This is a genomic window from Hahella sp. NBU794, assembly GCF_050749805.1.
Classification (GTDB): domain Bacteria; phylum Pseudomonadota; class Gammaproteobacteria; order Pseudomonadales; family Oleiphilaceae; genus Hahella.
The window spans coordinates 507,590-529,929 of the sequence record NZ_CP192738.1 but is presented as its reverse complement, the minus strand read 5'-3'; the positions used below and the strand labels follow the sequence as shown (position 1 = coordinate 529,929).

At 55.2% G+C, this 22,340-nt stretch carries 17 protein-coding genes; 7 read left to right on the top strand and 10 right to left on the bottom strand.

The features are described from left to right. Positions 1 to 39: 39 nt before the first annotated feature. Positions 40 to 1,059, bottom strand: coding sequence for a putative solute-binding protein (locus ACQYWX_RS02345; RefSeq protein WP_431687755.1), 1,020 nt, complete (start codon positions 1,057 to 1,059; stop codon positions 40 to 42). 63 nt (positions 1,060 to 1,122) lie between these two features. Next, a complete protein-coding gene (locus tag ACQYWX_RS02340; protein WP_431687754.1) occupies positions 1,123 to 2,205 on the bottom strand; it encodes a hypothetical protein in 1,083 nt (360 codons plus the stop codon). Between the two features lie 341 nt (positions 2,206 to 2,546). On the opposite strand from ACQYWX_RS02340, the gene ACQYWX_RS02335 reads away from it, so the two are divergent. Next, positions 2,547 to 2,822 carry an HU family DNA-binding protein gene (locus ACQYWX_RS02335; protein WP_011394537.1) on the top strand — a complete coding sequence of 92 codons (276 nt, stop codon included), beginning with the start codon at positions 2,547 to 2,549 and terminating at the stop codon, positions 2,820 to 2,822. Between the two features lie 116 nt (positions 2,823 to 2,938). Here the strand turns inward: ACQYWX_RS02335 and ACQYWX_RS02330 are convergent, their stop codons facing one another. The 8 genes from ACQYWX_RS02330 to gshB form a co-directional block, all read right to left on the bottom strand. Next, on the bottom strand, positions 2,939 to 3,328 hold the full coding sequence (locus ACQYWX_RS02330; protein ID WP_431687753.1) for a ComEA family DNA-binding protein: 390 nt from the start codon (positions 3,326 to 3,328) through the stop codon (positions 2,939 to 2,941). 76 nt (positions 3,329 to 3,404) lie between these two features. Beyond that, complete coding sequence (locus tag ACQYWX_RS02325) at positions 3,405 to 4,700, bottom strand: dihydroorotase (protein WP_431687752.1); 1,296 nt, start codon at positions 4,698 to 4,700, stop codon at positions 3,405 to 3,407. Next, positions 4,697 to 5,701, bottom strand: a complete 1,005-nt coding sequence (locus ACQYWX_RS02320) for an aspartate carbamoyltransferase catalytic subunit (RefSeq protein ID WP_216738875.1) — start codon at positions 5,699 to 5,701, stop codon at positions 4,697 to 4,699. Before ACQYWX_RS02320 ends, ACQYWX_RS02325 begins: the two co-directional genes overlap by 4 nt. A 59-nt stretch (positions 5,702 to 5,760) precedes the next feature. After that, complete coding sequence (pyrR, locus tag ACQYWX_RS02315) at positions 5,761 to 6,276, bottom strand: bifunctional pyr operon transcriptional regulator/uracil phosphoribosyltransferase PyrR (protein WP_216738876.1); 516 nt, start codon at positions 6,274 to 6,276, stop codon at positions 5,761 to 5,763. Further along, positions 6,260 to 6,736 (bottom strand): Holliday junction resolvase RuvX, encoded by a 477-nt coding sequence (gene ruvX, locus ACQYWX_RS02310; protein WP_127968182.1) that lies wholly within the window; start codon positions 6,734 to 6,736, stop codon positions 6,260 to 6,262. The genes pyrR and ruvX overlap by 17 nt, the downstream gene beginning before the upstream one ends. Positions 6,737 to 6,779: 43 nt before the next feature. Further along, complete coding sequence (locus ACQYWX_RS02305; RefSeq protein ID WP_127968181.1) at positions 6,780 to 7,337, bottom strand: YqgE/AlgH family protein; 558 nt, start codon at positions 7,335 to 7,337, stop codon at positions 6,780 to 6,782. Positions 7,338 to 7,431: 94 nt separating this feature from the next. Continuing rightward, complete coding sequence (locus tag ACQYWX_RS02300; protein WP_431687751.1) at positions 7,432 to 8,325, bottom strand: energy transducer TonB; 894 nt, start codon at positions 8,323 to 8,325, stop codon at positions 7,432 to 7,434. 6 nt (positions 8,326 to 8,331) lie between these two features. Beyond that, positions 8,332 to 9,300, bottom strand: coding sequence for a glutathione synthase (gshB, locus tag ACQYWX_RS02295; protein WP_431687750.1), 969 nt, complete (start codon positions 9,298 to 9,300; stop codon positions 8,332 to 8,334). Between the two features lie 381 nt (positions 9,301 to 9,681). Here gshB and pilG point away from each other — a divergent pair, with 381 nt between their 5' ends. The 6 genes from pilG to ACQYWX_RS02265 all read left to right on the top strand — a co-directional run bounded on the left by pilG (position 9,682) and on the right by ACQYWX_RS02265 (position 22,336). Next, a complete protein-coding gene (gene pilG / locus ACQYWX_RS02290) occupies positions 9,682 to 10,068 on the top strand; it encodes a twitching motility response regulator PilG (protein ID WP_011394528.1) in 387 nt (128 codons plus the stop codon). A 59-nt stretch (positions 10,069 to 10,127) separates the two neighbouring features. After that, a complete protein-coding gene (gene pilH / locus ACQYWX_RS02285; RefSeq protein WP_011394527.1) occupies positions 10,128 to 10,490 on the top strand; it encodes a twitching motility response regulator PilH in 363 nt (120 codons plus the stop codon). 18 nt (positions 10,491 to 10,508) lie between these two features. Further along, positions 10,509 to 11,051 carry a chemotaxis protein CheW gene (locus ACQYWX_RS02280; RefSeq protein WP_127968179.1) on the top strand — a complete coding sequence of 181 codons (543 nt, stop codon included), beginning with the start codon at positions 10,509 to 10,511 and terminating at the stop codon, positions 11,049 to 11,051. A gap of 77 nt (positions 11,052 to 11,128) precedes the next feature. Further along, positions 11,129 to 13,195, top strand: a complete 2,067-nt coding sequence (locus ACQYWX_RS02275; protein WP_216738881.1) for a methyl-accepting chemotaxis protein — start codon at positions 11,129 to 11,131, stop codon at positions 13,193 to 13,195. 64 nt (positions 13,196 to 13,259) lie between these two features. Then, positions 13,260 to 14,153 (top strand): CheR family methyltransferase, encoded by an 894-nt coding sequence (locus ACQYWX_RS02270; RefSeq protein ID WP_011394524.1) that lies wholly within the window; start codon positions 13,260 to 13,262, stop codon positions 14,151 to 14,153. 11 nt (positions 14,154 to 14,164) lie between these two features. Then, positions 14,165 to 22,336: an Hpt domain-containing protein gene (locus ACQYWX_RS02265; protein ID WP_431687749.1), complete on the top strand. Its 8,172-nt coding sequence runs from the start codon at positions 14,165 to 14,167 to the stop codon at positions 22,334 to 22,336. Positions 22,337 to 22,340 lie beyond the last annotated feature (4 nt).

Genomic DNA, 22,340 nt, shown 5'->3' with positions numbered 1-22,340 from the left:
GGCCTCCGGGGCTATGCGCCCAAGCCGGAACGGTACGGATTACTCGAGGTTTTCCACGCATTCCGCGGCAGTGGGGTTGGTCTTGCAACGGACTTTACGCATCAGCGTCAAAGCGCGACTGTCGTAGGCGCCCTCGTCCCGCAAAGCAATGCGCACCTCGCGCAGCAACTTGTCGTAGCCTTCCAGCTTTTGCGCCGCCGGGCGCATCCAGTACTCGTCCTTAATCTCCGCTTCCGCATCGCGGATGATTTGGTAGGCTTCCTCATATCGGCCCGCCGCGTACTCCCGCGACAATTGGCCATAGCCTTCGGGGAAGCGGTCCTGGCGAATAATGATCTGGAAGTTCATCTGCGCCAGTTTGTAATTGAACACGCCGCCATCCGGCTCCAGCCCTTTATAAAGCTCCAATGGGGTGTAGGCCACCGCCGGTGCGTAGGCGACATCCACATTGCCGTTATTGAATTTACCGGCGAAGTTGCTGGAGTTAGCGCTCACTACCGAGGCGCCTACACGGCGCACCATTGTTAAAGCCGCGTTGTCGTAATCCAGGGTGGCGACCTTTTTGCCTTGTAACTCCTCAACGGAATCCAGATTACGATCTCGAATAAACAGATAAACGGCGCCGGCAGGTAGAATGCCAGCCACTTCAAACTCACCCTCCGTCAGCAGCGCCGCCGCCTTGGGTTGATTCAGCGTCTGCAGCAGCAGTTTCATTTCCTCATCGCCAGGGATCGCGCCCATCGCTTCCAAGGTGCCGGTAAACCGGTTGAACTCTCGGGCGCGAGTGCCCGTCAATAACACAGCGTCACACTGCCCGGCTTTGAAATCCTCCGCCGCCACCTTTTCGTCGGTGTAAGCGCGCAAATCCAGGTTCACACCCCAACCCAGCGCAGATGGCTTCGCCGTCTTCATGATGTTGAACAGTGGACCGTTGGCCCCAATCGGATCAAACACACAGAACGAACGCTCCACCATTTCCGCGCTGGCGGAACCCGCCAGCGTCATGGCGGCGGCGCAGGTCAGAGCCGCCAGTTGTTTTCTTATCGCCCTTGTTTTCATTTTAATTTCCCAGTCGTTAGCTTCTTTGAGATTGATCCGGTGCGCTCCCGCCATGCCGGTCAGCTACAAAATATCGCTGAGATCCACAGTCTCCGCTGTGGTTTGCTTCTTATCGTCCCAGAACTTACCCAATGCGCCCACTGGCGTGCGATGGCCGGTATGCTCCGTCCACATGCGATCGGACAACCCGGTCAGCATGGTCGTCGCCAACTCGTCCAACAGACGCGCCTCAGGAGGGGCTTCCTTGTTAGCCTTGGACTTGGCATGGGCGCGAATAACCTGCTTTACAGCAGCCACATCCCCTTTCCCGTATGCAGCCAACGCTTGAAATACATGCGCCAGACGCACGCCGGCGCGCTCGCCTTTCTTCGCCGCAGCAGCCAGTCTCAGTGAGGCATTCTCGCCTTTGGGTTCAGCGCCAGGCAGCATGGACCATACTGTCGCGCGAATCGCCATGGGCGCGCCCCACCACTTGTCGTCATCCACACATGCCGCGGAGCGTTCGACTTTCGCCGCGATATTCTTGGGTACGCCCAGCCCTGCTCCCGACGCAATTTCGTTGTTAAGCGCCTGCAAGCCGGCAATCATGCCCATCATCCATATGAATTCGTCGTAGTCTTCGTCAAGTTCCGGACAGGCTCCACCAGGTTCGCCATATTGGGCGACGAGATGCTGATACGCTTCGTAGTTGCGCTTGGCCGCAAGGGTGTTAAAGCGTTTTTGCGCGATTAACGCATCTTCGGCTTCCGCAGCGTCCTGATCCCGAATCGCTCGCATATAGCGCAGCTCTTCATTGAGGGCGCGGGATTCTGCGCACATACCGGCGGAGCCGTAGATCATGACTGCAAGAGAATGAGGTTCGTCGCGGACGCGACCAAAGGACATCAGCATCGGCGCCAGGGCTTCCGACATGCCGCAGTTCATGGAGACATCGTCCGTGCTGAGAACAAAGGGAGTCTGATGTTCCTGCGCAAAGCCCACCATGACGTCGCCAGTGGTCTTGTACATCACATTGCGCGTCGCGCCGCATCCAGCGAGCGCCAGACTCATGGCGAGAACCGCCGCGCGCTTGCTGGAAAGCCGCTGTCGGACCGGTCTGACGCAATGCAGTAACGCAGATGAAAACCTCAAGAAATGTGGGCTCACAAAAACCTCCCAGTTGCCTTTTGTCTTTATTCTTCGATGTCGCCGCAGCCGGGCGAGCATAGGGGTTTATGCTTAGGACGGGCCAGATTATGGACAAACTGGAAGGTTTTTTGTGAGATGAACGGCACAAAGCTCAATAAATTTGGCACAAAAAGACAAAAAACGATAAATACCGTTACCAAAGCCCCTTTCAAAAAAGGCCGAAATTACGCCGCCGCGCATTTGACAGGGCTCCGGGAGCCGCTATAACTAAAGGAGCGCTGGGCCTGAAGCAGGGTTTGTAGGACTTCGGCTCACAGCGTTCGCCACCAATAACAATACAAACCCGATAGGAGAAGAGTATGCGCAAACCTGAACTTGCCGCAGCGATTGCAGCACGCACGAATTTGTCGAAAAGCAAAGCTGCGGAGGTACTGAACGCGTTAACCGATGAAATAGCCGACGCGGTATCCCGTAATGAAACCGTCTCACTGATCGGATTCGGAACCTTCAGTCAGCGCAATAGGAGCGCACGTACAGGTAAAAACCCCAAAACTGGGGCCGCTATTAAAATTCCCGCCAGCAAAACCGTTGGGTTCAAGGCTGGCAAGCTCTTGAAGGATGCGGTCAATAAATAATAGTAGCGGCGGAAGCCCCGTCCTGCCCGCTATCCGTCCGGACAGGCGGGAACAGGGCGCTTCCGCCGCAGAAGTCTAAGAAGACCTGAAGGATCAGAAGGTTGTAAGCAACGGACTCAGACCGTTATTTTTTCCGCCAGATCCGCAAAGATATCTTCATTGATTCCCTGCACCAGTTTCAGGTCTTCCGGTTTGGAGAACGGCCTCGCTTCAGCAATCTTCTGAGCCGTAGCGCGGCCAATTTTGGGCAAAGCAGTCAGCTGCTTAAGCGTCGCGTGGTTAATGTTGACCAGCTCATCCGCGTCGGCAGTGGCCTCGCTCTCCCGTCCACCCTCAGATTGTCGCGCGCTCAGCAACTCGGTCAATTCATCCAGGCGCTTCTCGACAGCGACGATTTCATACTGCAACGCCACCTGTTTATCCAATGCGTCCGCAGTATTGCGGGAGATGTTCGATAACTGATAAATAATAACCAATACCGCTATAAACAGGATGAAAGATCCCATTTCCCAACCTCCTTCAATCAACTCGTCATTGTCTCGTCAAAACTGACAAGCACCGCCAATAAGTGAACGTGGAATGCTACTCCATCATCAACGCGCGATCGTACACCACACGTCCTTCCACAATGGTTTTATAGGCCAGTCCAACCACTTCCGTATCCAGCCATGGGCAATTCTTGCCTTTGGAGACCAGATTTGATTCGGTCACCAGCCACTTCTCAGTCGGATCAATCAGCGCCACATCCGCAGCGCTTCCAATCTGTAAGCTCCCCGTAGACAACTCCAGCACCTGCGCCGGACCTGTGGTCAGCGCCCGCATCGCCGCATCCAGACGCAACTCGCCAGACGTCGTCAGCGCAATGATCTGCGGCAATACCAGCTCAATCACCGACATGCCTGAACGGGTTTCCGCGAACGGCGCCAGCTTGGCCGCGCTTTCATGGGGCTGATGATGAGAACAGATGGCGTCGATCATGCCGTCATTCACGCCTTTCAGCAGTGCTTTACGGTCTTCCTCCCGTCGCAGCGGAGGACGCACATGAAATGCAGGATTAAAGTCTTTGATCACCGCATCGGTGTAAATCAAGTTCGCCAGCGCCACATCACAGGTGACTTTCAAGCCACGACGTTTAGCATCTGCGACCAGCTCGACCGATTTTGCGCAGGACAACTGTCCAAGGTGTATCCGCGCCTCAGTTTCCTCCGCCAGAATCAACCACTGCGCCACCGCCATGGTTTCCGCAATAGCGGGAATACCGCTCAGCCCCAGCAATCCGCTGGTGGCGCCCTCATGTACGCAGCCATCTTTCGCCAGTGCGTAATCTTCCGGGCATACGAATATGGTGATGTCCTGAGAGCAGGCGTATTCCAGACAGCGCTTCATGACCTGATTGTCCCGGAAAGGATAGCGCAGATTGGAAACGCCAACGCAGCCCGCCTCGCGCAGCGCGTGCATTTCGCTCAGTTGCTCGCCGGCCAGCCCTTTGGTCAGCGCGCCGATGGGCAGTATCTTCGCCTTACCTGCAGTCAGCGCCTGATCGTATATAAGATTGGTCACCGCCGCAGTGTCATTGACCGGCGATGTCGCCGGAGGACAGCATAGCGTAGTAAAACCGCCCTTCACCGCCGCCAACGACTCGCTGGCGATGCTTGCTTTATGTTCATAACCCGGCTCGCGCAGATACGCACACAGATCCACCAACCCGGGCGTCACCCAGGAACCAGCTGCCTCAATCACCATATCTGCATTGAAGTCGGCTGGCGCCGCGCCGATAGCGACGACTTCGCCGTCAGCAATGTATAAGTCCGACTGGGTATCCAGACTTTGAGACGGGTCGATGATTCGACCGCCTTTTATGAGTATCCGCCCGCTCACGCAACCTCCTCATCCGCTGTCAATTCAGCTATCTGGCCGCTCATCGCCATGGACATGACCGCCATCCGCACCGCAATGCCATTGGTCACCTGATTCAATATGACGGATTGCGGACCGTCAGCGACAGCGGACTCTATCTCCACACCCCGGTTAATCGGGCCGGGATGCATGACAATCGCGTCAGGCTTGGCCAAAGCCAGTTTGTCCTGGGACAATCCGTAGAGACGGAAGAATTCCTGCTCGCTGGGCAGGAGGGCGCCTTCCATTCTCTCTTTTTGCAAACGCAGCATGATCACCACGTCCACGTCCCGCATACCTTCCTTCATGGAGCTGAACACTTTGACGCCAAACTGGTCGACATAGGGCGGCAGCAGCGTATCCGGCGCAATAACCCGAACTTCCTCGGCTCCGAGCAGGTTTAAGGCTTGAATCTGAGAGCGCGCCACCCGCGAGTGCAGAATATCCCCCACGATGGCGACTTTAAGCCCTTCAAATTTATGCTTGTGCTGGCGAATGGTCAGCATGTCTAACATCGCCTGAGTCGGGTGCGCATGGCGGCCATCGCCAGCGTTAATGACGGAGACTCTTGGCGTCACCGATTTAGCGATGAAATGCGGGGCGCCGCTCTGCGCGTGACGCACTACGAACATGTCCACCGCCATCGCTTCCAGGTTACGCAGCATGTCGGACAATGATTCGCCTTTGCTGGTGGCGGAGGTGGTGATGTTGATATTGAGAACGTCCGCCGACAAACGTTTGGCGGCCAGTTCAAAGGTAGTGCGGGTGCGGGTGCTTGCTTCGAAGAATAAATTGGCGACGGTTTTGCCGCGGAGTAAAGGAACTTTCTTGATTGATCTGGAGCCGACTTCAATAAAGGTGTCCGCCGTGTCCAGAATGTCCGTGAGATGCTTCCGGCTCAGCCCTTCGATGGTCAGAAAATGTCGAAGATGCTGAAACCGGTTCAACTGCAGGGGACTGAGTTCGTCGTCTATGCTAGGCATGGAAATCAATTCTCAGGTTGATGGATTTCGCCCATGTGTGAACTTGTCGCTAAGGTCTTTCAGCTGGAGCCTGTTTTCTCCCGCAGCTCCACCGCCAAAGGGTCCGGCCCCAGCAGTTTCACACGTTGATTTGACTCCAGCCGCCGGCTGGCGCCGACCACATCCGGCTGTATGGGAAGGTCGCGACCGCCCACATCCATGAGCGCGACGAGAAGGATACTTGCCGGCCGGCCAAAGTCAAAAAGTTCGTTCATGGCGGCCCGAATCGTTCTTCCGCTCATAATCACGTCGTCCACCAGCACGACATCCCGACCTTCTGTTTCGAAAGGCAAAGACGAGGCTTTAACCTTGGGATTCAAGCCGATGCGAGTGAAGTCATCGCGATAGAATGAGATATCCAGCTCGCCCACCGGGCCATCCCAGCCCAACAGGCTTTGCAGTCGTCGCGCGACCCATACTCCGCCAGTATGGATGCCTACGAGCGCAGGTTTATCTATATTGCGTTCCGCGCAGAGCAGTTTGAGTTTTTCGACCATGTCCCGCATGGCCGCATCAACATCAATCAATGATGTCATCGGATTTTCCTTGTTTACGAGGAGGATGAAGAAATGCGTCCAGATTGTCGGCGTGGGTTTCCAGCCAGCTTTCCACAATAAAGACCGCGGCGATGGAGTCCACGGCGTATCGTCCGAAGTCGCGCTGCCCGTAGCGTTCCCTCACCATGGATTTGGCTTCGCTGCTGGTGAGTCGCTCGTCCGCCATTTCGACGCGCAGATTATATCTCCCGTGCAAACGCCGAGCGAACTTCCTGGCGCGCAACGCCATTTCACTGACGCTGCCGTCCATATTCAAAGGTTCTCCCACGATGACCAGCGCAGGCTTCCATTCTTCCAACAGCGCTTCAATCGCCTCCCATCGGGGGATGCCGTCCTGAGCGGGAATTTCCTTGAGAGGAGAAGCCGTCATCGATACCGACTGTCCGACTGCCGCGCCAAAGCGCTTGAGTCCGAAGTCAAAGCCTACCACTGTCGCCATAATTTACGTGTCGAGCCTCCCGAACGTCCTCTGCGTCACAGCTTCAGGCATGCCCGGAAATCGACGAGAGACGGTGATAATCGATACCCACCCGTCCCAATGCGGAAACGACTTTGTCACTGTCCGGCGTACGGAAAATGATAGCGGAGTCAGCAGGACAGGTGATCCAGAAATTGTTGGAGATTTCCTTCTCCAATTGGCCAGCGCCCCACCCTGCATAGCCAAGCGCCACCAGGGTGCGGTCCGGACCGACGCCGCGAGCCATGGCCTCCAGAATGTCTTTGGAAGTGGTTATGCAAATGTCAGGAGCGATCTCAATAGAGGATTGCCAGTCGCCTAAAGGCGAGTGCAGAACGAAGCCCCGCTCAATTTGCACGGGACCGCCGGAATACACCGGCATGGCGATGCCTTCTCCACCTAGTTCAAGTTGCGCCAGCATATCGCTAAGCCGAATATCCAAAGGCCGATTGATGACGATCCCCATGGCGCCTTCGTCATTGTGGTCGCATATATAGCTGATGGTCCCTTCGAAATTAGGGTCCTTGAGGTGAGGCATGGCAATCAGAAATTGATTGCGTAATGTAGACATTGATGAACTCATGCAGTTGCGGCCTTTTTAACTGCCTGTATAGTTCTAAGCATAAACCAGTTAACCCCGATGCGGCAAAAAACCAAAGGGATTAACCGGAAAGTTGTCATGAATCAGTAGCGTACATGCGCTCGCCAAAAGAGAAAGTACGGATGATTTCCAACAGGTCCGACTCTTTGCGCATCTCTTCAGTGAACGGTGGGAATGGCTCAGCGAGGCGGATAATCCGGACCACCGCGTCGTCCAATATCTTGGCGCCGGAAGAGGACAGGATATTGATTTCCTGCACTTGTCCATCAGGCTCAATAATGACGGCTACGCGAACTTTCCCTTCCAGCTTGCGCTTACGCGCCTCTTCCGGGTAGTTGATGTTGCCGATGCGCTCCAACTCCCGACGCCACTCTTCCATATAATACGCGCTGGCGGTCTTTCTCGCCGACACCGCAGTCAAACGCGTCACGCGGGGACGCTTGGCGTACGCCTGTTGCTGTTCGGAAAGCTTCGCCTCCAAACTGGCGATCTCCAGACTGCGTTGCAACAACTGACTGCGCTCTTCTGGAGGAGCTTCTTCCGGATTATCCTTCTTCGGCTTTTCCGACATGCTCATGTCGCGATCGGAAGTCTTGTTCGAAACCACCTGACGTTCGGCAGAGGCCTCCCTGGGTTTTACCGCTTCAGGCTGCAGCTGTGCGACTTCATGAGTTTCTATATCACGGAAGTCCGCCTGCTCAGTGGTAGTGAGCTCTTTCTTATCTTCTTCCGAACCGCTGCCTTTTTGATTGGACTGCGCGAGAAAGTCGGCGTCCTCCGGTTCTTCTTTATCATCAAATTGAGCCAGGGTGACCTCGACTGTCAGAGGGACAGGGCGCTCTGGTTCGATAGTAAAGGTAATTCCCAACACAATCGCCGCATGTACGGCGATAGCGAAGAACATACAAAAACCCAGGCGATCAAAAGCGGTGACTCCCGCAGCCGGAGAAGAAAGCGACTTATCACTCATATTTATTTAAACAACAATATCCCGACGTGACTTTAATAAAGACGACAAATAATCCATTAATTGTCCCGCTATATCCAAATGATAAAGTTTATCCAACTCTCTAATACAGGTAGGACTAGTGACATTTATTTCTGTGAGGTAGTCGCCAATTACATCCAGTCCAACAAAGTGCAGACCCTTCTCTTTTAACACCGGTCCGACGCGTGCGCAGATTTCTTTATCCCGCTCGCTCAGTTCGCGACCTTCGCCGCTGCCTCCCGCCGCCAGATTGCCGCGGTTTTCGCCCTGCGACGGAATCCGGGCCAACGCATAGGGAACCGGCTCGCCGTTGATCATCAGAATACGCTTGTCGCCGTCTTTGATCTCTGGCAAATAACGCTGCGCCATAATCTGGCGACGCCCATTGTCCGTAAGCGTTTCGAGAATAACGCCAAGGTTAAAGTCCCCGGCTTTCACCCGAAAGATAGACTTGCCGCCCATACCGTCCAACGGCTTGAACACCACGTCCTCGTGCTCCGCAAAAAAGCGGCGCAGGCGCATGACGTCGCGACTGACCAAAACAGGCGGGCACAGATCCGGAAACTGGGTGGCGAATAACTTCTCGTTACAATCGCGCAGGCTCTGGGGCCGATTAACCACCAGCGCGCCCTCGCGCTCAGCGGCTTCGAGGATGTGAGTGGCGAATACGAATTCGCTATCCACTGGTGGATCTTTGCGCATCAGAATCAGGTCGAGCGACGCCAGCGCATCCACAAATTCGTCCTGAATCTCAAACCAACTGGAAGGGTCGTCCGCCACCTCCAGGGTGCGCATCCGCGCATAGGCCCGCCCCTGCTCCAGATACAGATCTTCCTGTTCCATGTAATACACGGACCAACCGCGTTTTTGGGCCGCCAACAGCATCGCGAGCGTGCTGTCTTTTTTAACGTTGATGTCGGCGATGGGGTCCATCACCACACCCAACCTGATAGTCATATCCGCACCTACTTAAATGCGTTAAAAGACGGTTGCAAAAATTAACTGGGCGCCCGGTAAACGGGCGGGCATAATGATGCCACTTTCCGGGCCCAAAGCCCACTTCTGTACTATCTTATTTTCTGTACTAGTCTGCTAATTAAAAGGTAGTCAGATTCCAATTGTTAAGGTTGTTAGTGGTTTTGTGACATTTATACACAAAGATTTTCTTTGCCTTACTGGGCATCTGAACTATAAATAGTATTTACTTATAGATTGCGTTGTAATTCTATGTTAAAAAAGCCATTAACATGTCTGACGCCGCTTTCCGACGTAAATCAGCCAGCCGAATTAGTGACTCACACAACGAAAACATGACCTCATTACCAGGGCCATATTGAGATGGAAGATAACTTTGAAAACCTCAAAATTATGGTGATTGACGATAGCAAGACGATTCGTCGTACTGCCGAAACGCTTCTAAAAAAAGTCGGCTGCACTGTAATTACCGCGACAGATGGTTTCGACGCCTTGGCAAAAATCGCCGATTCTCACCCGGACATCATTTTTGTCGATATAATGATGCCCCGGCTCGACGGCTACCAGACCTGCGCGCTTATCAAAAACAACAGCGCATTCAAGAGCACTCCCGTTATCATGCTGTCAAGCAAAGACGGACTCTTCGACAAGGCCAAGGGACGCATTGTGGGGTCGGACCAGTATTTGACCAAGCCTTTCAGCAAGGACGAACTACTGGGTACAATTCGAAATCATTTGCCGAAGAAATGATGTCAGTTTATTAAGCTACACTTTTTTTACAGGGTTACACATGAGTTTTCGGGGGAATTATGGCTCGCATACTTATCGTAGATGATTCGCCAACTGAGGTCCGCAAGATCTCAAGTATTCTGGAAAAGCATCAACACGAAATCTTAACCGCCGACAACGGCGCCGACGGCGTGGCGCTCGCCCGTTCGGAAAAACCTGACCTTGTCCTGATGGACGTCGTTATGCCCGGATTGAACGGATTCCAGGCGACTCGTCAGCTGACTCGCGCAGAAGAAACCGCCAATATTCCGGTGGTTATCGTCACTACCAAAGACCAGGAAACTGACCGGGTATGGGGTACGCGTCAGGGAGCCAAGGGCTATCTGGTCAAACCTGTCAATGAAAGCGATCTGATCAATACGATCAACGAGCTCATCAGATAGGCGGAGCCACTTTTTATCATGTCAATTACTACGGACCCGTTTGCCGTACTTGCCGAGATTGAAGCCAAGAGCAAGGCCTTAGCAGAGGGTTTGCCTGCGCAGGAAGACGTCATTGAGTTATGGAACGGAATCGGTTTCTCTCTGGCTGGACTTAACTTCGTCGCAGCAATGGGAGAGGTGGTTGAAATCCTCCCGGTCCCCCGTTTCACACAGATTCCAGGCGTTAAAACCTGGATGCAGGGCGTCGCCAACGTACGTGGGCGGCTTCTTCCTATAATGGACCTGACTTCTTTCTTCGAGCTGCCGCAACAAACCCGCAGCACGAGAAACAGGCGCGTACTGGTCATTGAGCAGGGCGATGTTTTCAGCGGCCTGATAGTGGACGGCGTGCTTGGCATGCAGTACTTCCCGGTGGACAGCTTCCAAAAGGACGCGCCGGATATCCCGGAAGTGCTGAGACCTTACGTAAGCGGCTTTTACGCCCGTAGTAACGAACGCTGGATTGTATTCGATACGACCAGTCTGGTGGCAGATTCCAATTTCATAAACGTAGCGCAGTGAGAAATCGCTGCGCAGCTATTACAGCGTCTGCTACGCTGTTAGATGGTTAGAGTTGAAAAGGCTGGGGAGCCAAAGCAATGATATCAATATCTGGAAAAACTTCGTCCGGACAGGGTGCGAACCCTATTCAGCTAGCCATGTATGGCGTGGTGATTGTGGCGGTAATCGCCCTTCTCTACGTTATATTTACGGTAAACCTTAACGCGAGTCAGGATAAGACCTACATCAGTTACGCTTCCGAGCTGCGGGTACTTTCTCAGGAGATCGCAAAGAACTCCTCGGAGGCCGCGGACGGTAAATCGCAGGCTTTCGAAGAATTGCGCCGCTCCCGGGACGACTTCCAACGCTTGTGGGATTATCTGACCAAAGGCAATCCCGAGCGTAACCTGCCTGCTGTAGAAAGCGTGCAGATGTCTAACGTAACCGGCCTGTGGGACGACGTACGTGAGGCGGCGGACCAGATCCTCGGCTCCAAAGACACCGTTCTGCAGTTGCACCAGGTCGCCATCACACTCAACGACACCATTCCCCAGCTACAGGTTGAGTATGACGACGTTGTACAGATTCTTTTGGAAAATAACGCGCCCGCCGATCAGGTCGCGGTAGCCCAGCGTCAGTCACTGCTGGCGGAACGTATTGTACGAAGCGTTAACAAGGTCCTCGCCGGTGGCGAGGACGCGGTAACCGCTGCCGACCGTTTCGGCCGCGACGTAAACTTGTTCGGTCGCGTACTGAACGGGATGGTCGAAGGCAACCAGGTTATGGGCATCACCAAAGTGGCTGACGAAGACGCTACTTTCGGTCTGGAAGCCATCGCGGAACTGTTCGAATTCGTTAACGAAAACGTAGACACCATTCTTGAAACGTCCCCTGAACTGTTCCGGGTGCGTGAAGCTGCGAACAACATCTTTGAGAAATCTCAGGCGCTGTTGACCGAGACTTCCAAACTGAACGAAGTATTCCAGACTCAGGCTGAAGGCCGTCTGGTTAGCGACCAGTTGGGTTACGCCCTGCTGTTCCTCATCATCGTTGCGATCTTGATCATCTTCTACATTGGTTCTCAGGAATCCAAAAAGCGTTACGAAAAAGAGGCTTCCCAGAACGAACAGAACCAGAACGCGATCCTGCGACTGCTGGACGAACTGGCCGACCTCGCGGACGGCGACCTGACTACAGAGGCGACGGTAACTGAGGACTTCACGGGAGCCATCGCCGACTCCATCAACTTCGCGATCGACCAGATGCGTCAGTTGGTAACCTCCATTAACGAAACCGCAGTACGGGTAGCGGGCGCAGCCCAGGAAACCCAGGCGACTGCGATGCACTTGGCTGACGCTTCCGAGCACCAGGCGCAGGAAATCGCTGGCGCATCCGCGGCGATCAACGAAATGGCCGTCTCTATCGACCAGGTATCTTCCAACGCCGCCGAATCAGCAGCGGTTGCGGAGCGGTCGGTTGCGATCGCGAAGAAAGGCGCAGAAATCGTACAGTCTACTATTCGCGGCATGGATAACATCCGTGAGCAGATCCAGGAAACTTCCAAACGGATCAAGCGTCTGGGTGAATCATCCCAGGAGATCGGGGATATCGTATCGTTGATCAACGACATTGCCGACCAAACCAACATTCTGTCTTTGAACGCTGCGATTCAGGCATCTATGGCCGGTGACGCAGGTCGAGGCTTCGCGGTTGTTGCGGACGAGGTACAGCGCCTTGCGGAACGTTCCTCTGCAGCGACCAAGCAGATTGAAGCACTGGTAAAAACCATCCAGACAGACACCAACGAGGCGGTAATCTCCATGGAACAAACCACCGCAGAGGTGGTGCGTGGAGCGCGCTTCGCACAAGACGCGGGTGTCGCCCTGGAAGAAATCGAGAACGTATCGAAAAACCTTGCGGACTTGATCCAGAACATCTCGAACGCCGCACGTCAGCAGTCGTCTTCAGCAGGTCACATTTCCAATACGATGAACGTTATCCAGGAAATCACCTCGCAGACTTCCGCAGGTACGAACGCGACAGCGAAGTCCATCGGTAAACTGGCGGAACTGGCCAACCAGCTGCGTAACTCTGTAGCAGGTTTCAAGCTGCCTGACCAGGTAGGTCACAGCAACGAGGAAGACCTGGACATCGACGCCGCCTAAACCTGTGTTGATGTTCCAATGACCTATCGTCCGACAACAGCAAGGACACGACTAAGGCGCCACTATGGCGATCAATGATGGCACTGAAGTTGAGGGATCATGGAGTTTAAAAACCCTGCCGCCAATGGAAGATCAGGAATTCTTCCGGTGGCAGGCGTTGCTGGAAAAGCGCACTGGAATGAACTTGCCAATACAGCGCAAGACATTTCTGCAGACCAGCTTGGGCATTCGGATGCGGGAAATCGGCTGCCCCTCCTATCAGGAGTACTTTCACAAAATCGTTGACAGTCCATCCGGCGTCGTCGAATGGGCCATCCTGGTAGATCGGCTGACGGTTCAGGAAACCCGGTTTTACAGAGACGAAGATGCGTTTGGATTGGTCAAGGATTATCTGCTGACCCGGCCGGTTGAAGCACTGGCCAAGTCCACCATCGAAGCCTGGAGCGTAGGCTGCTCAACCGGAGAAGAGCCTTACACGCTGGCCATGATCATCGAAGAGTGTCTTGAAGCTCTGGGATTGGCCAAGTACTACGGCGTTACCGGCACGGACATATCCTCGCCGGTGCTGGAGAAGGCTCGAACCGCTGTTTATCCGGCACGCAAACTGGTCACCCTGAACGAAGAACGCAAAGAGAAATTTTTTGAAAAGCGTAACGGGAATCTCTACGCAGTTATCCCGCGCTTGAAAGAGAGAGTGTGTTTTGCAAGGGTTAACGTGCTTAACCTTAAAGACGCGCCGATGCATGGCATGAACATTATTTTCTGCCAGAACTTATTGATTTATTTCAGACGCTGGCGGCGGAAGGAAATTCTTAACCGCTTGGCTGAACGCCTGGTGCCAGGTGGCATTCTGGTATTGGGACTGGGAGAAATCGTTGACTGGACCCACCCTCTTTTGCAGCGGGTCGGAAGTGACAAAACTCTCGCTTTTATCAGGCGAAACGAGCGCAACAGTTAATTGGAGAAGTTATGGCGGGCAACCATGACTATGTAGCTCTTGATTGGGTTAAGGGCGAAATCGACAGTACACTTAAGCAAGCGCAGTTAGCGCTTGAGGACTACGTCAACAACACTGAAGACAGCGCCAAATTACGCTTTTGTCTGAATTACATACATCAGGTCCATGGAACTCTGCAGATGGTCGAGTTCTATGGCGCCGCCTTGTTGGCGGAAGAAATGGAGAAGTTGGCGCAGGCAGTCCTGCAGGAAACCGTTCCGCACCCCGATGAAGCCATCGAAGTGCTGATGCGGGCGATTCTGCAACTGCCTAACTATCTTAACCGCCTGCAGTCAAGCCGGCGCGATCTGCCCGTCATTCTGCTGCCGATTTTGAACGACCTGCGCGCTTCGCGCGGTGAATCGCTGCTTTCCGACACATCACTGTTCACCCCTGACCTTTCCATGGCTCGCGTCGCGGCGCCGCCGGGAGTGAATCAGCGCCTGCACGACGACAAAGTCATCATGCAGTTGCGCAAGTTACGGCAAATGTATCAGTTCGCCCTCGCCGGAGTTATCCGCGAAAGCGAGCTGCCGGCTAACTTCAGCTATATGGGCAAGGTATTCAAACGCCTTGAGTCCCTCTGCCGCGATACCGCGCAAGGACAGATCTGGCGGGTTGCTCATGCCTTCATCGAAGCCTTGGTGAATAACGGCATCGACCTGTCTTCCGCGATCAAGAACCTGTTGCGCGCGCTGGATTACCGCATCAAGAAAGTCATTGATGAGAACATCGACATTCTGGTGCAGGCGCCGCCTGAAGATTTACTGAAGCACTTGCTCTACTACGTCGCTCGTTCCGACGCCCGCACCCCCGCCATAGAAGGCGTGCGTGAAGATTACCGTCTGGATCAGGCTCTCCCCAGCGACGAAGAAGTGGATATCGAGCGTCAGAAAATGTCCGGCCCGGACAAAGGCGCGATTGAATCCGTAGTAGAAGCGCTTAACGAAGAGCTGGCCCGGGTTAAAGACCAGCTGGACCTGTTCGTCCGGGGCGAATTCAAAGACAGCAGCGACTTGGCGGAGCTGTTGCCGGGACTGCATCAGGTCGCCAACACCATGGCGGTTCTGGGCCTGGGTATTCCCCGCAAAGTAGTGCAAGAGCAGATCGATTTAATTGATACCCTGTCCTCTGGTACGGATACGCCGGACGACAACGTCTTGATGGACATCGCCGGAGCGCTCCTCTACGTCGAAGCCACGCTTAGCGGCTTCAGCGACGACGCAGGCTCACAGCGCGCCAGCAGCGGCGACAACGCCAGCGGCGCAGCGATTCCGAAAGAGCAGGTCGACAACGCTCACGAAGCGGTTATTCGTGAAGCCCGTAACGGCCTGGAGCAGGCGAAAACCGATATTGTCGAGTATATCGCCTCTCACTGGGATCGCTCTGAAATTGAAAGCGTGCCGAAGCTGCTGCAGAGCATCCGCGGCGGGCTGCGCATTATCCCGTTGGAGCGCGCCGCCGATCTGTTGGACGCCTCCGCGCGCTATATCCAGGACCGGTTGCTCGACAGCGACCAGTCTCCAGACTGGAACCAGTTGGATACGCTGGCCGACGCCATCACCAGTATTGAGTACTACCTGGAGCGTCTGAGCGAAGGCAGCCAGGACAACGAACTGATTCTGCAGGTTGCGGAAGAAAGCCTGGCGCAACTGGGTTATCCGGTGGGCGACGCCGTCGCCATCGCGCCGCAGACCGTGGCGGGCACTGCGCCGACAATGTCCGCGCCGCCCGAGTCGTCCCGCGACAAAGCCTCCGACAAGGAGCTTATCGACGACGAAATCGTCGAAATCTTTGTCGAAGAAGCAGAAGAAGTTCTTGCGACCATTCACAATTACTTCCCCAGCTTCCAAAGCAATCCTGACGATCAGGTCGCCCTGGCGGAAATCCGTCGCGCATTCCATACCCTTAAAGGCAGCGGCCGTTTGGTCGGCGCCACCACGCTGGGCGAGTTGGCCTGGAGTGTGGAGAACATGCTTAACCGCGTGATCGATGGCTCCATTACCGCCACGCTGGAAATGTTCGAACTGCTGGAAGGCGTGATCAACAAGCTGCCTGAGCTGATTGAGCGCTTTAAGACTGGTCAGGAAATCAACGATGTAGATCAGTTCGTCGCCAAGGCCGAAGCGCTGGCGGCGGCCCGTCGCCTTTCCCGTGAGAAAAGCTCGGCGTCAGATATCGATCTGTCCGTCCCCAAAGAAGAGCCCGCTCCTGCTCCAGTTGAAGAGCCTGTAGCGGCTTCCGAACCAGAAGCGCCTGTTGTTGAAGAAACGCAGCCAGAGCCCATTGAGCCACCGTCTATCCCTGAGCCTGTCGCTGAAACCGTAGAGGTTCCAGAACTGGAGGAAGAAGACGAAGATGACATGATCGATGACGAAATCATCGAAATCTTCGTCGAAGAAGCGGCTGAAGTACTGGACACCATTGGTCAGTACCTGCCCTCTTATGTGGCCAGTTACGACAATCAGGAAGCATTGATCGAAGTTCGCCGCGCCTTCCACACCTTGAAAGGCAGCGGTCGCTTGGTCGGAGCTACGCTCGTTGGCGAATTGGCCTGGTCTATTGAGAATCTGCTGAACCGTATCATCGACGGCACTATTTTCATGAGCCAGGATATTGGCGAGCTGATGCAGGCTGTGACCAAGATCCTTCCGGATCTTGTCGAAGACTTCAAACTGCGCCGTAAGCCCAGCCATAATACGCAACCGTATATGGATCAGGCTCACGCCATCGCAAAGGGCGAGATTCCCAAGCCATTGAAGCTCGATCAGGACGCTTCCGGCACAGAGTCAGGCGAGCCGACCCTGGACATCGACCCAGCCCTGAAAGACATTTTCAAGGCGGAAACAGAAAGCCACCTTGAGACGCTGGCGACGTTCACCGCTAAAGCCGCCGCAAATGGCGAGCCTACGCCGATTACGGACGAAATCTCCCGCGCCATGCATACGCTCAAAGGCAGCGCCAATACCGCTGGCATTGAGCCTATCGCCACAGTAGTGGTGCCGCTTGAGAAATTTGTCAAAGAAGCCCGCGCTCGCGGCGTCAGCGTGGACAGCGACATTCGCGAACTGTTGCAGGAAGGCGCAGGTTTTGTGCGTCGCGGCCTGGATCAAATTGAAAGCACGCCGCTGAAGCCGCTGGACGGCGCCAACGAGTACCTGGAGAAGCTGGCTACCGTCAGCAATCGCATCCTGACTAACGCCGCGCAAAGTGATGTGCTGCAGGCCACCAGCAAGCCTGATCCGCAACTGATCAATCTGTTCTTGACGGAAGGCGTTGATATTCTGCTGGACGCCGAGCGCATCCTTAACGAGTGGAGCCAGGACCCGAACTCCAAAGAAGATTTGAACAAGCTGGTCACTGAGCTGACCACGTTATCCCGCGGCGCAGAAGTGGCCGGCCTGGAAGATGTCGCAGAGCTTTCCCGCGCGCTGGAAACTGCTTATGAGCTGGCGGAAGCTGGCGGCGCCAACACAGACGATCGTTTCTTCACTATCGCGAAACGCGGTCATGACGTGCTGATTAGCATGATGGACCAAGTTGCAGCGGGTCTCGCCACGCAGTCTGACGCATCATTGATTCAAGAGCTATACGCCCTGGCCAAGCCTGTTGAATCTGCGCCTGCTGGGGACGTTCCTCCCGTCGCGGAAGTCGCCGAAGAAGAAAACCTGGAACCAGTCGCCCACTCAGCGGATGACGAGATTCCTCTTCTGGACGACGTAATCATCGAAGAGGCGGAAGAAGACGATCTCGCCGAAGATATTAATTTTGATATTGGTCTGCCTGAAGAGCCGGAGGTGATTGAACCTTCAGCAAGCTTCATGGAGGAGATCGAAGAAACGCCTGCGCCTGTCGCTTCCGGCAGCGTGGTGTACGAACTGGACCCAGAGCTGGCGGATGTGTTCCTGCAAGAAGCCCAGGACATCATTCAATCCTCCGCGGATGTGATGCAGCAGTGGTCGCAGGATCTTCATAACATTGCGTTAGTTCAGCAATTACAGCGCGATCTGCACACTTTGAAAGGCGGCGCCAGACTGGCGGGCATTCCTCCTATCGGCGACCTCGCCCATGAGCTGGAAAGCCTGTTCGAAGGCATCGTAGAACAGCGCGTCACGCCGGATGAAGAGGCCAGCAACTTGTCTTTGCTGGCGCATGACACCCTGGCGGGAATGGTTGACTCTGTCACCGCCACGCGCACCTGTAATGACGCTCAGGATCTGATCGACGCCCTGCACGCTTATCTGTCCGGCGAGCGCTCTTCAGAAGACGAAGAGGATGAAGGCGATGAGGTTTCCTACGACGAAGCCAGTCTGCCGACGATGGATTTCAACGAAGAGGACGAAATTCCTGTCCTTGAGGAAGTCGCGCCCCTTGATCCAGAAATGGTCGAAATCTTCCTTGAGGAAGCTCAGGACATTATCCAGCGCACCGGCGAGACCATGCACAGCTGGTCTGAAGAGCTGGGCAATCTGGAGCATTTAAAAGAGCTGCAGCGTGATCTGCATACGCTGAAAGGCGGCGCCAGAATGGCGGAGATCAAGTCCATTGGCGACTTGGCTCACGAGCTGGAAACGCTGTTTGAAAGAATGACAGAGGGCCGTCTGTCGCCAGAGCCCGCCATGGTTGGTCTGGTGATGGAGTGTCACGACCGTCTGGCGGGTATGGTGGACGCCGTCGCCCAGAACCAGGTGGCCTCCCCTGCTCGCGACTTGATCGGCCGTGTTCACGACATGGCGCAAGGCGCCGGTCATCACTACGCGGATGGCGAAGACGACTATATCGTTGACGCACATCCGGAAGTGGAAGCCGCTCCTGCGACAACGCCCGAGCCTCTAGTGGAAGAGATAGCGGAAGACCTTGCTGGCGTCGAAGAGATCACAGCGGAGCCTGCGCCGGTTGAAGAAGCGCCCATCGAGAACCCAGTTTACGACATCCGTGATCTGGATCAGGAACTGGTCTCCATCTTCCTGGAAGAAGCCAATGAACTGGTGGATTCCACCGCCCGCAACCTGCAAAGCTGGTTGGGCGAACTCGAAAATATCGAGCATGTGAAGGAACTGCAACGCGCCCTGCATACGTTGAAAGGCGGCGCGCGTATGGCGGAAATCAAGCCTATCGGCGATTTGGCCCACGAACTGGAAACATTGTTCGAGGGCATTGTCGAAGGTCGTTTCCTGGCGGAACCGTCACTGTCTGACTTAATGCTGGCCTGCCATGACCGTCTGGCGGAAATGGTGGATAGCGTCACCAGCAACAGCCCGGTACGCGCGGCGAACGATCTGGCCCAGCAAGTCATCAAATACTGCGCGCAACATGATCTGGCGGCGAAAGGCCCTCATGATCGCGAAGACACCATTTTGGACATCGAGCGCGAACAGCAGTCTCTGCTGGATTCCGCTCAGGAAACCAGCGACGAAGATCTGCGCAGCATATTCCTGGACGAATCCAGGGACATCATGGACGCAGTGATTGACTGCTTTGATCGCTGGAAAGCCAATCCAGATAACATTACGCCGGCGAAAGAGCTGGTTCGGGACCTGCAAACCCTGAACGGCGGCGCCAAGCTGGCGAATATCGACAGCGTGCATGCTCTCACTGAAGCGCTCACCGAGCGTATGGAGAGCGTCGTCGACGGCAAGCATCAGGTGCCTGACGAACTGATCACACTGGTGGACCGCTCTATCCGTTACATCGGCCGCCTGCTGGACCAAATTGAACAGCTGGAGCAGCCAGAAGTTCCCAATGAACTGATTCGCGAACTGAAAGAAGTCGGCAGCGGAGAAGAACTGCCCGCCTCTGAGTTTGCGCTGGATGTCGACCCGGAAATCCTGCAAGTTTTCGTAGAAGAAGCGAATGAACTGCAGGCCAGTCTGGAGCGCGAGTTCAACGACTGGACCCGTGAGCCTCGCAACAGCGTACATGCGGACTCCATGTCCCGCGCACTGCATACGCTGAAAGGCGGCGCGCGTCTGGCGACCTTGACCAACATCGGCGACCTGGCTCAGGAAATCGAATCCGTCGTCAAAGAAGCTTATGACCACAAGCATGAGCTGGACGACGCCCTGCGCAGTGAAATCGAGATCCTGTTCAATCGCCTGAAGAGTGAAATCGGTCAGGTTAAAAACTTCTACAGCAGTCAGCAGGAAGCCGAAGTGGAAGCTGCGGCGGCGGAAGCGCCGAAGAGCGAACCTGAGGCCCTGGCTGAACGCATGGTGCAAATGCAGCGTGAGCAAGCCGTTCCCGCTGTCAAAAAAGAAGAGCCGGCCAAAACCGAGATACAGCCAGCACAACCTGCGGCGCAACGTCAGGCGGCCGCGGAAACCGTCAGGGTCTCCGCTAACCTGCTCGACAACCTGGTTAACCTCGCGGGTGAAACCAGTATCACCCGTGGTCTGCTTGAACAGCAGATCAGTGACTTCACCTACACTTTGGAAGAGATGCAGTCCACCATCGACCGTCTGCGCGAGCAGCTACGTCGGATGGACATGGAGACGGAAGCTCAGGTTCTGTTCCGCATGGAAAAAGAGAGCGGCGTCAAATACGAAGACTTTGACCCGCTGGAAATGGACCGTTACTCCTCTATTCAGCAGTTGTCGCGAGCGTTAAGCGAGTCCTCCTCGGACTTGACCGACCTTCGTGAAACCATGATGGATAAGGCCCGTGACGCGGAAACCCTGCTGCTGCAACAATCCCGCATCAATACGGAGCTGCAGGAAGGGTTGATGAAAACCCGCATGGTTCCGTTCACCTCGATCGTGCCCAGGCTGCGCCGTATCATCCGGCAGGTAAGCTCCGAACTTGGCAAGAAAGCCGACTTCGAAGTGTACAACCCGGAAGGCGAGCTGGACCGTACCGTTTTGGAGCGCATGCTGGCCCCATTGGAGCACATGCTGCGTAACGCGATCGACCACGGGGTGGAAATGCCCGAGCAGCGTCGCGCCAAAGGCAAATCGGAAACCGGACGCATTGAGTTGTCGGTAGGCCGTGAAGGCGGCGACGTCGTACTGATTCTTTCCGACGACGGTGGCGGCATCAACGTCGACGCGGTCAGAAATAAAGCCATTAAGAGCGGCTTGATCGACGAAGGCACGCACCTTAGCGATCACGATATGCTGCAGTTTATCTTCCAGGCAGGCTTCAGCACCGCGGAGAAAGTCACTCAGATTTCCGGACGCGGCGTCGGCATGGACGTTGTGGCCAGCGAAATCAAACAGCTTGGCGGACGCGTCACAATCGACTCCAAGCCCGGCCACGGCACGCGCTTTATCGTCCACCTGCCGTTCACGGTATCCGTGAACCGGGCGCTGATGGTGAACACCGGCGAGGACTATTACGCGATTCCGTTGAACACGATTGAAGGTATCGTGCGCGTCAGCACCTACGAGTTGGAGGAGTACTACAAACCCAACGCGCCGCTGTACGAGTACGCAGGCCAAAAATATCGTCTGCAGTACCTGGGCAGCCTGTTGAAGAGCGAACACCATCCGAAACTGCAAGGTCAGCCCCTGCCCTTGCCGGTCATTCTGGTGCGCGGCGGCGGCGATCAGCCTCTGGCCCTGCAGGTGGACAGCTTGATGGGCTCCCGCGAGATCGTTGTAAAAGGTCTCGGCACCCAGTTCTCTTCAGTGCGCGGCGTCTCCGGCGCCACCATCCTGGGGGATGGTAGCGTGGTCGTGATTCTTGACTTGCCTGCGCTTATCCGCAGCGATATGTCTCACTACGGCCCAAGCCTCATTCCGACGCTCAAACCAGCCGGGGAGCCTGCGCGCGCAGCATCCGGCCCAACTACCGTTATGGTGGTGGACGACTCGGTTACAGTGCGGAAGGTTACTTCTCGCCTGCTGGAACGGAACGGTATGGAAGTCATTACCGCGAAGGACGGTGTGGACGCGATCGCACTGTTGCAGGATCACAAACCGGACGTCATGTTGCTGGATATAGAAATGCCGCGTATGGACGGATTCGAAGTGGCGAGTCTGGTGCGTCACGACGAGCGCCTGAAAGATGTGCCGATTATTATGATCACCTCGCGTACCGGACAGAAACACCGCGAGCGTGCGATTTCAATCGGCGTTAACGAATATCTCGGTAAACCCTTCCAGGAAAAAATTCTGCTTGAGACGATAGAACGACTAGTGGAATAACTGG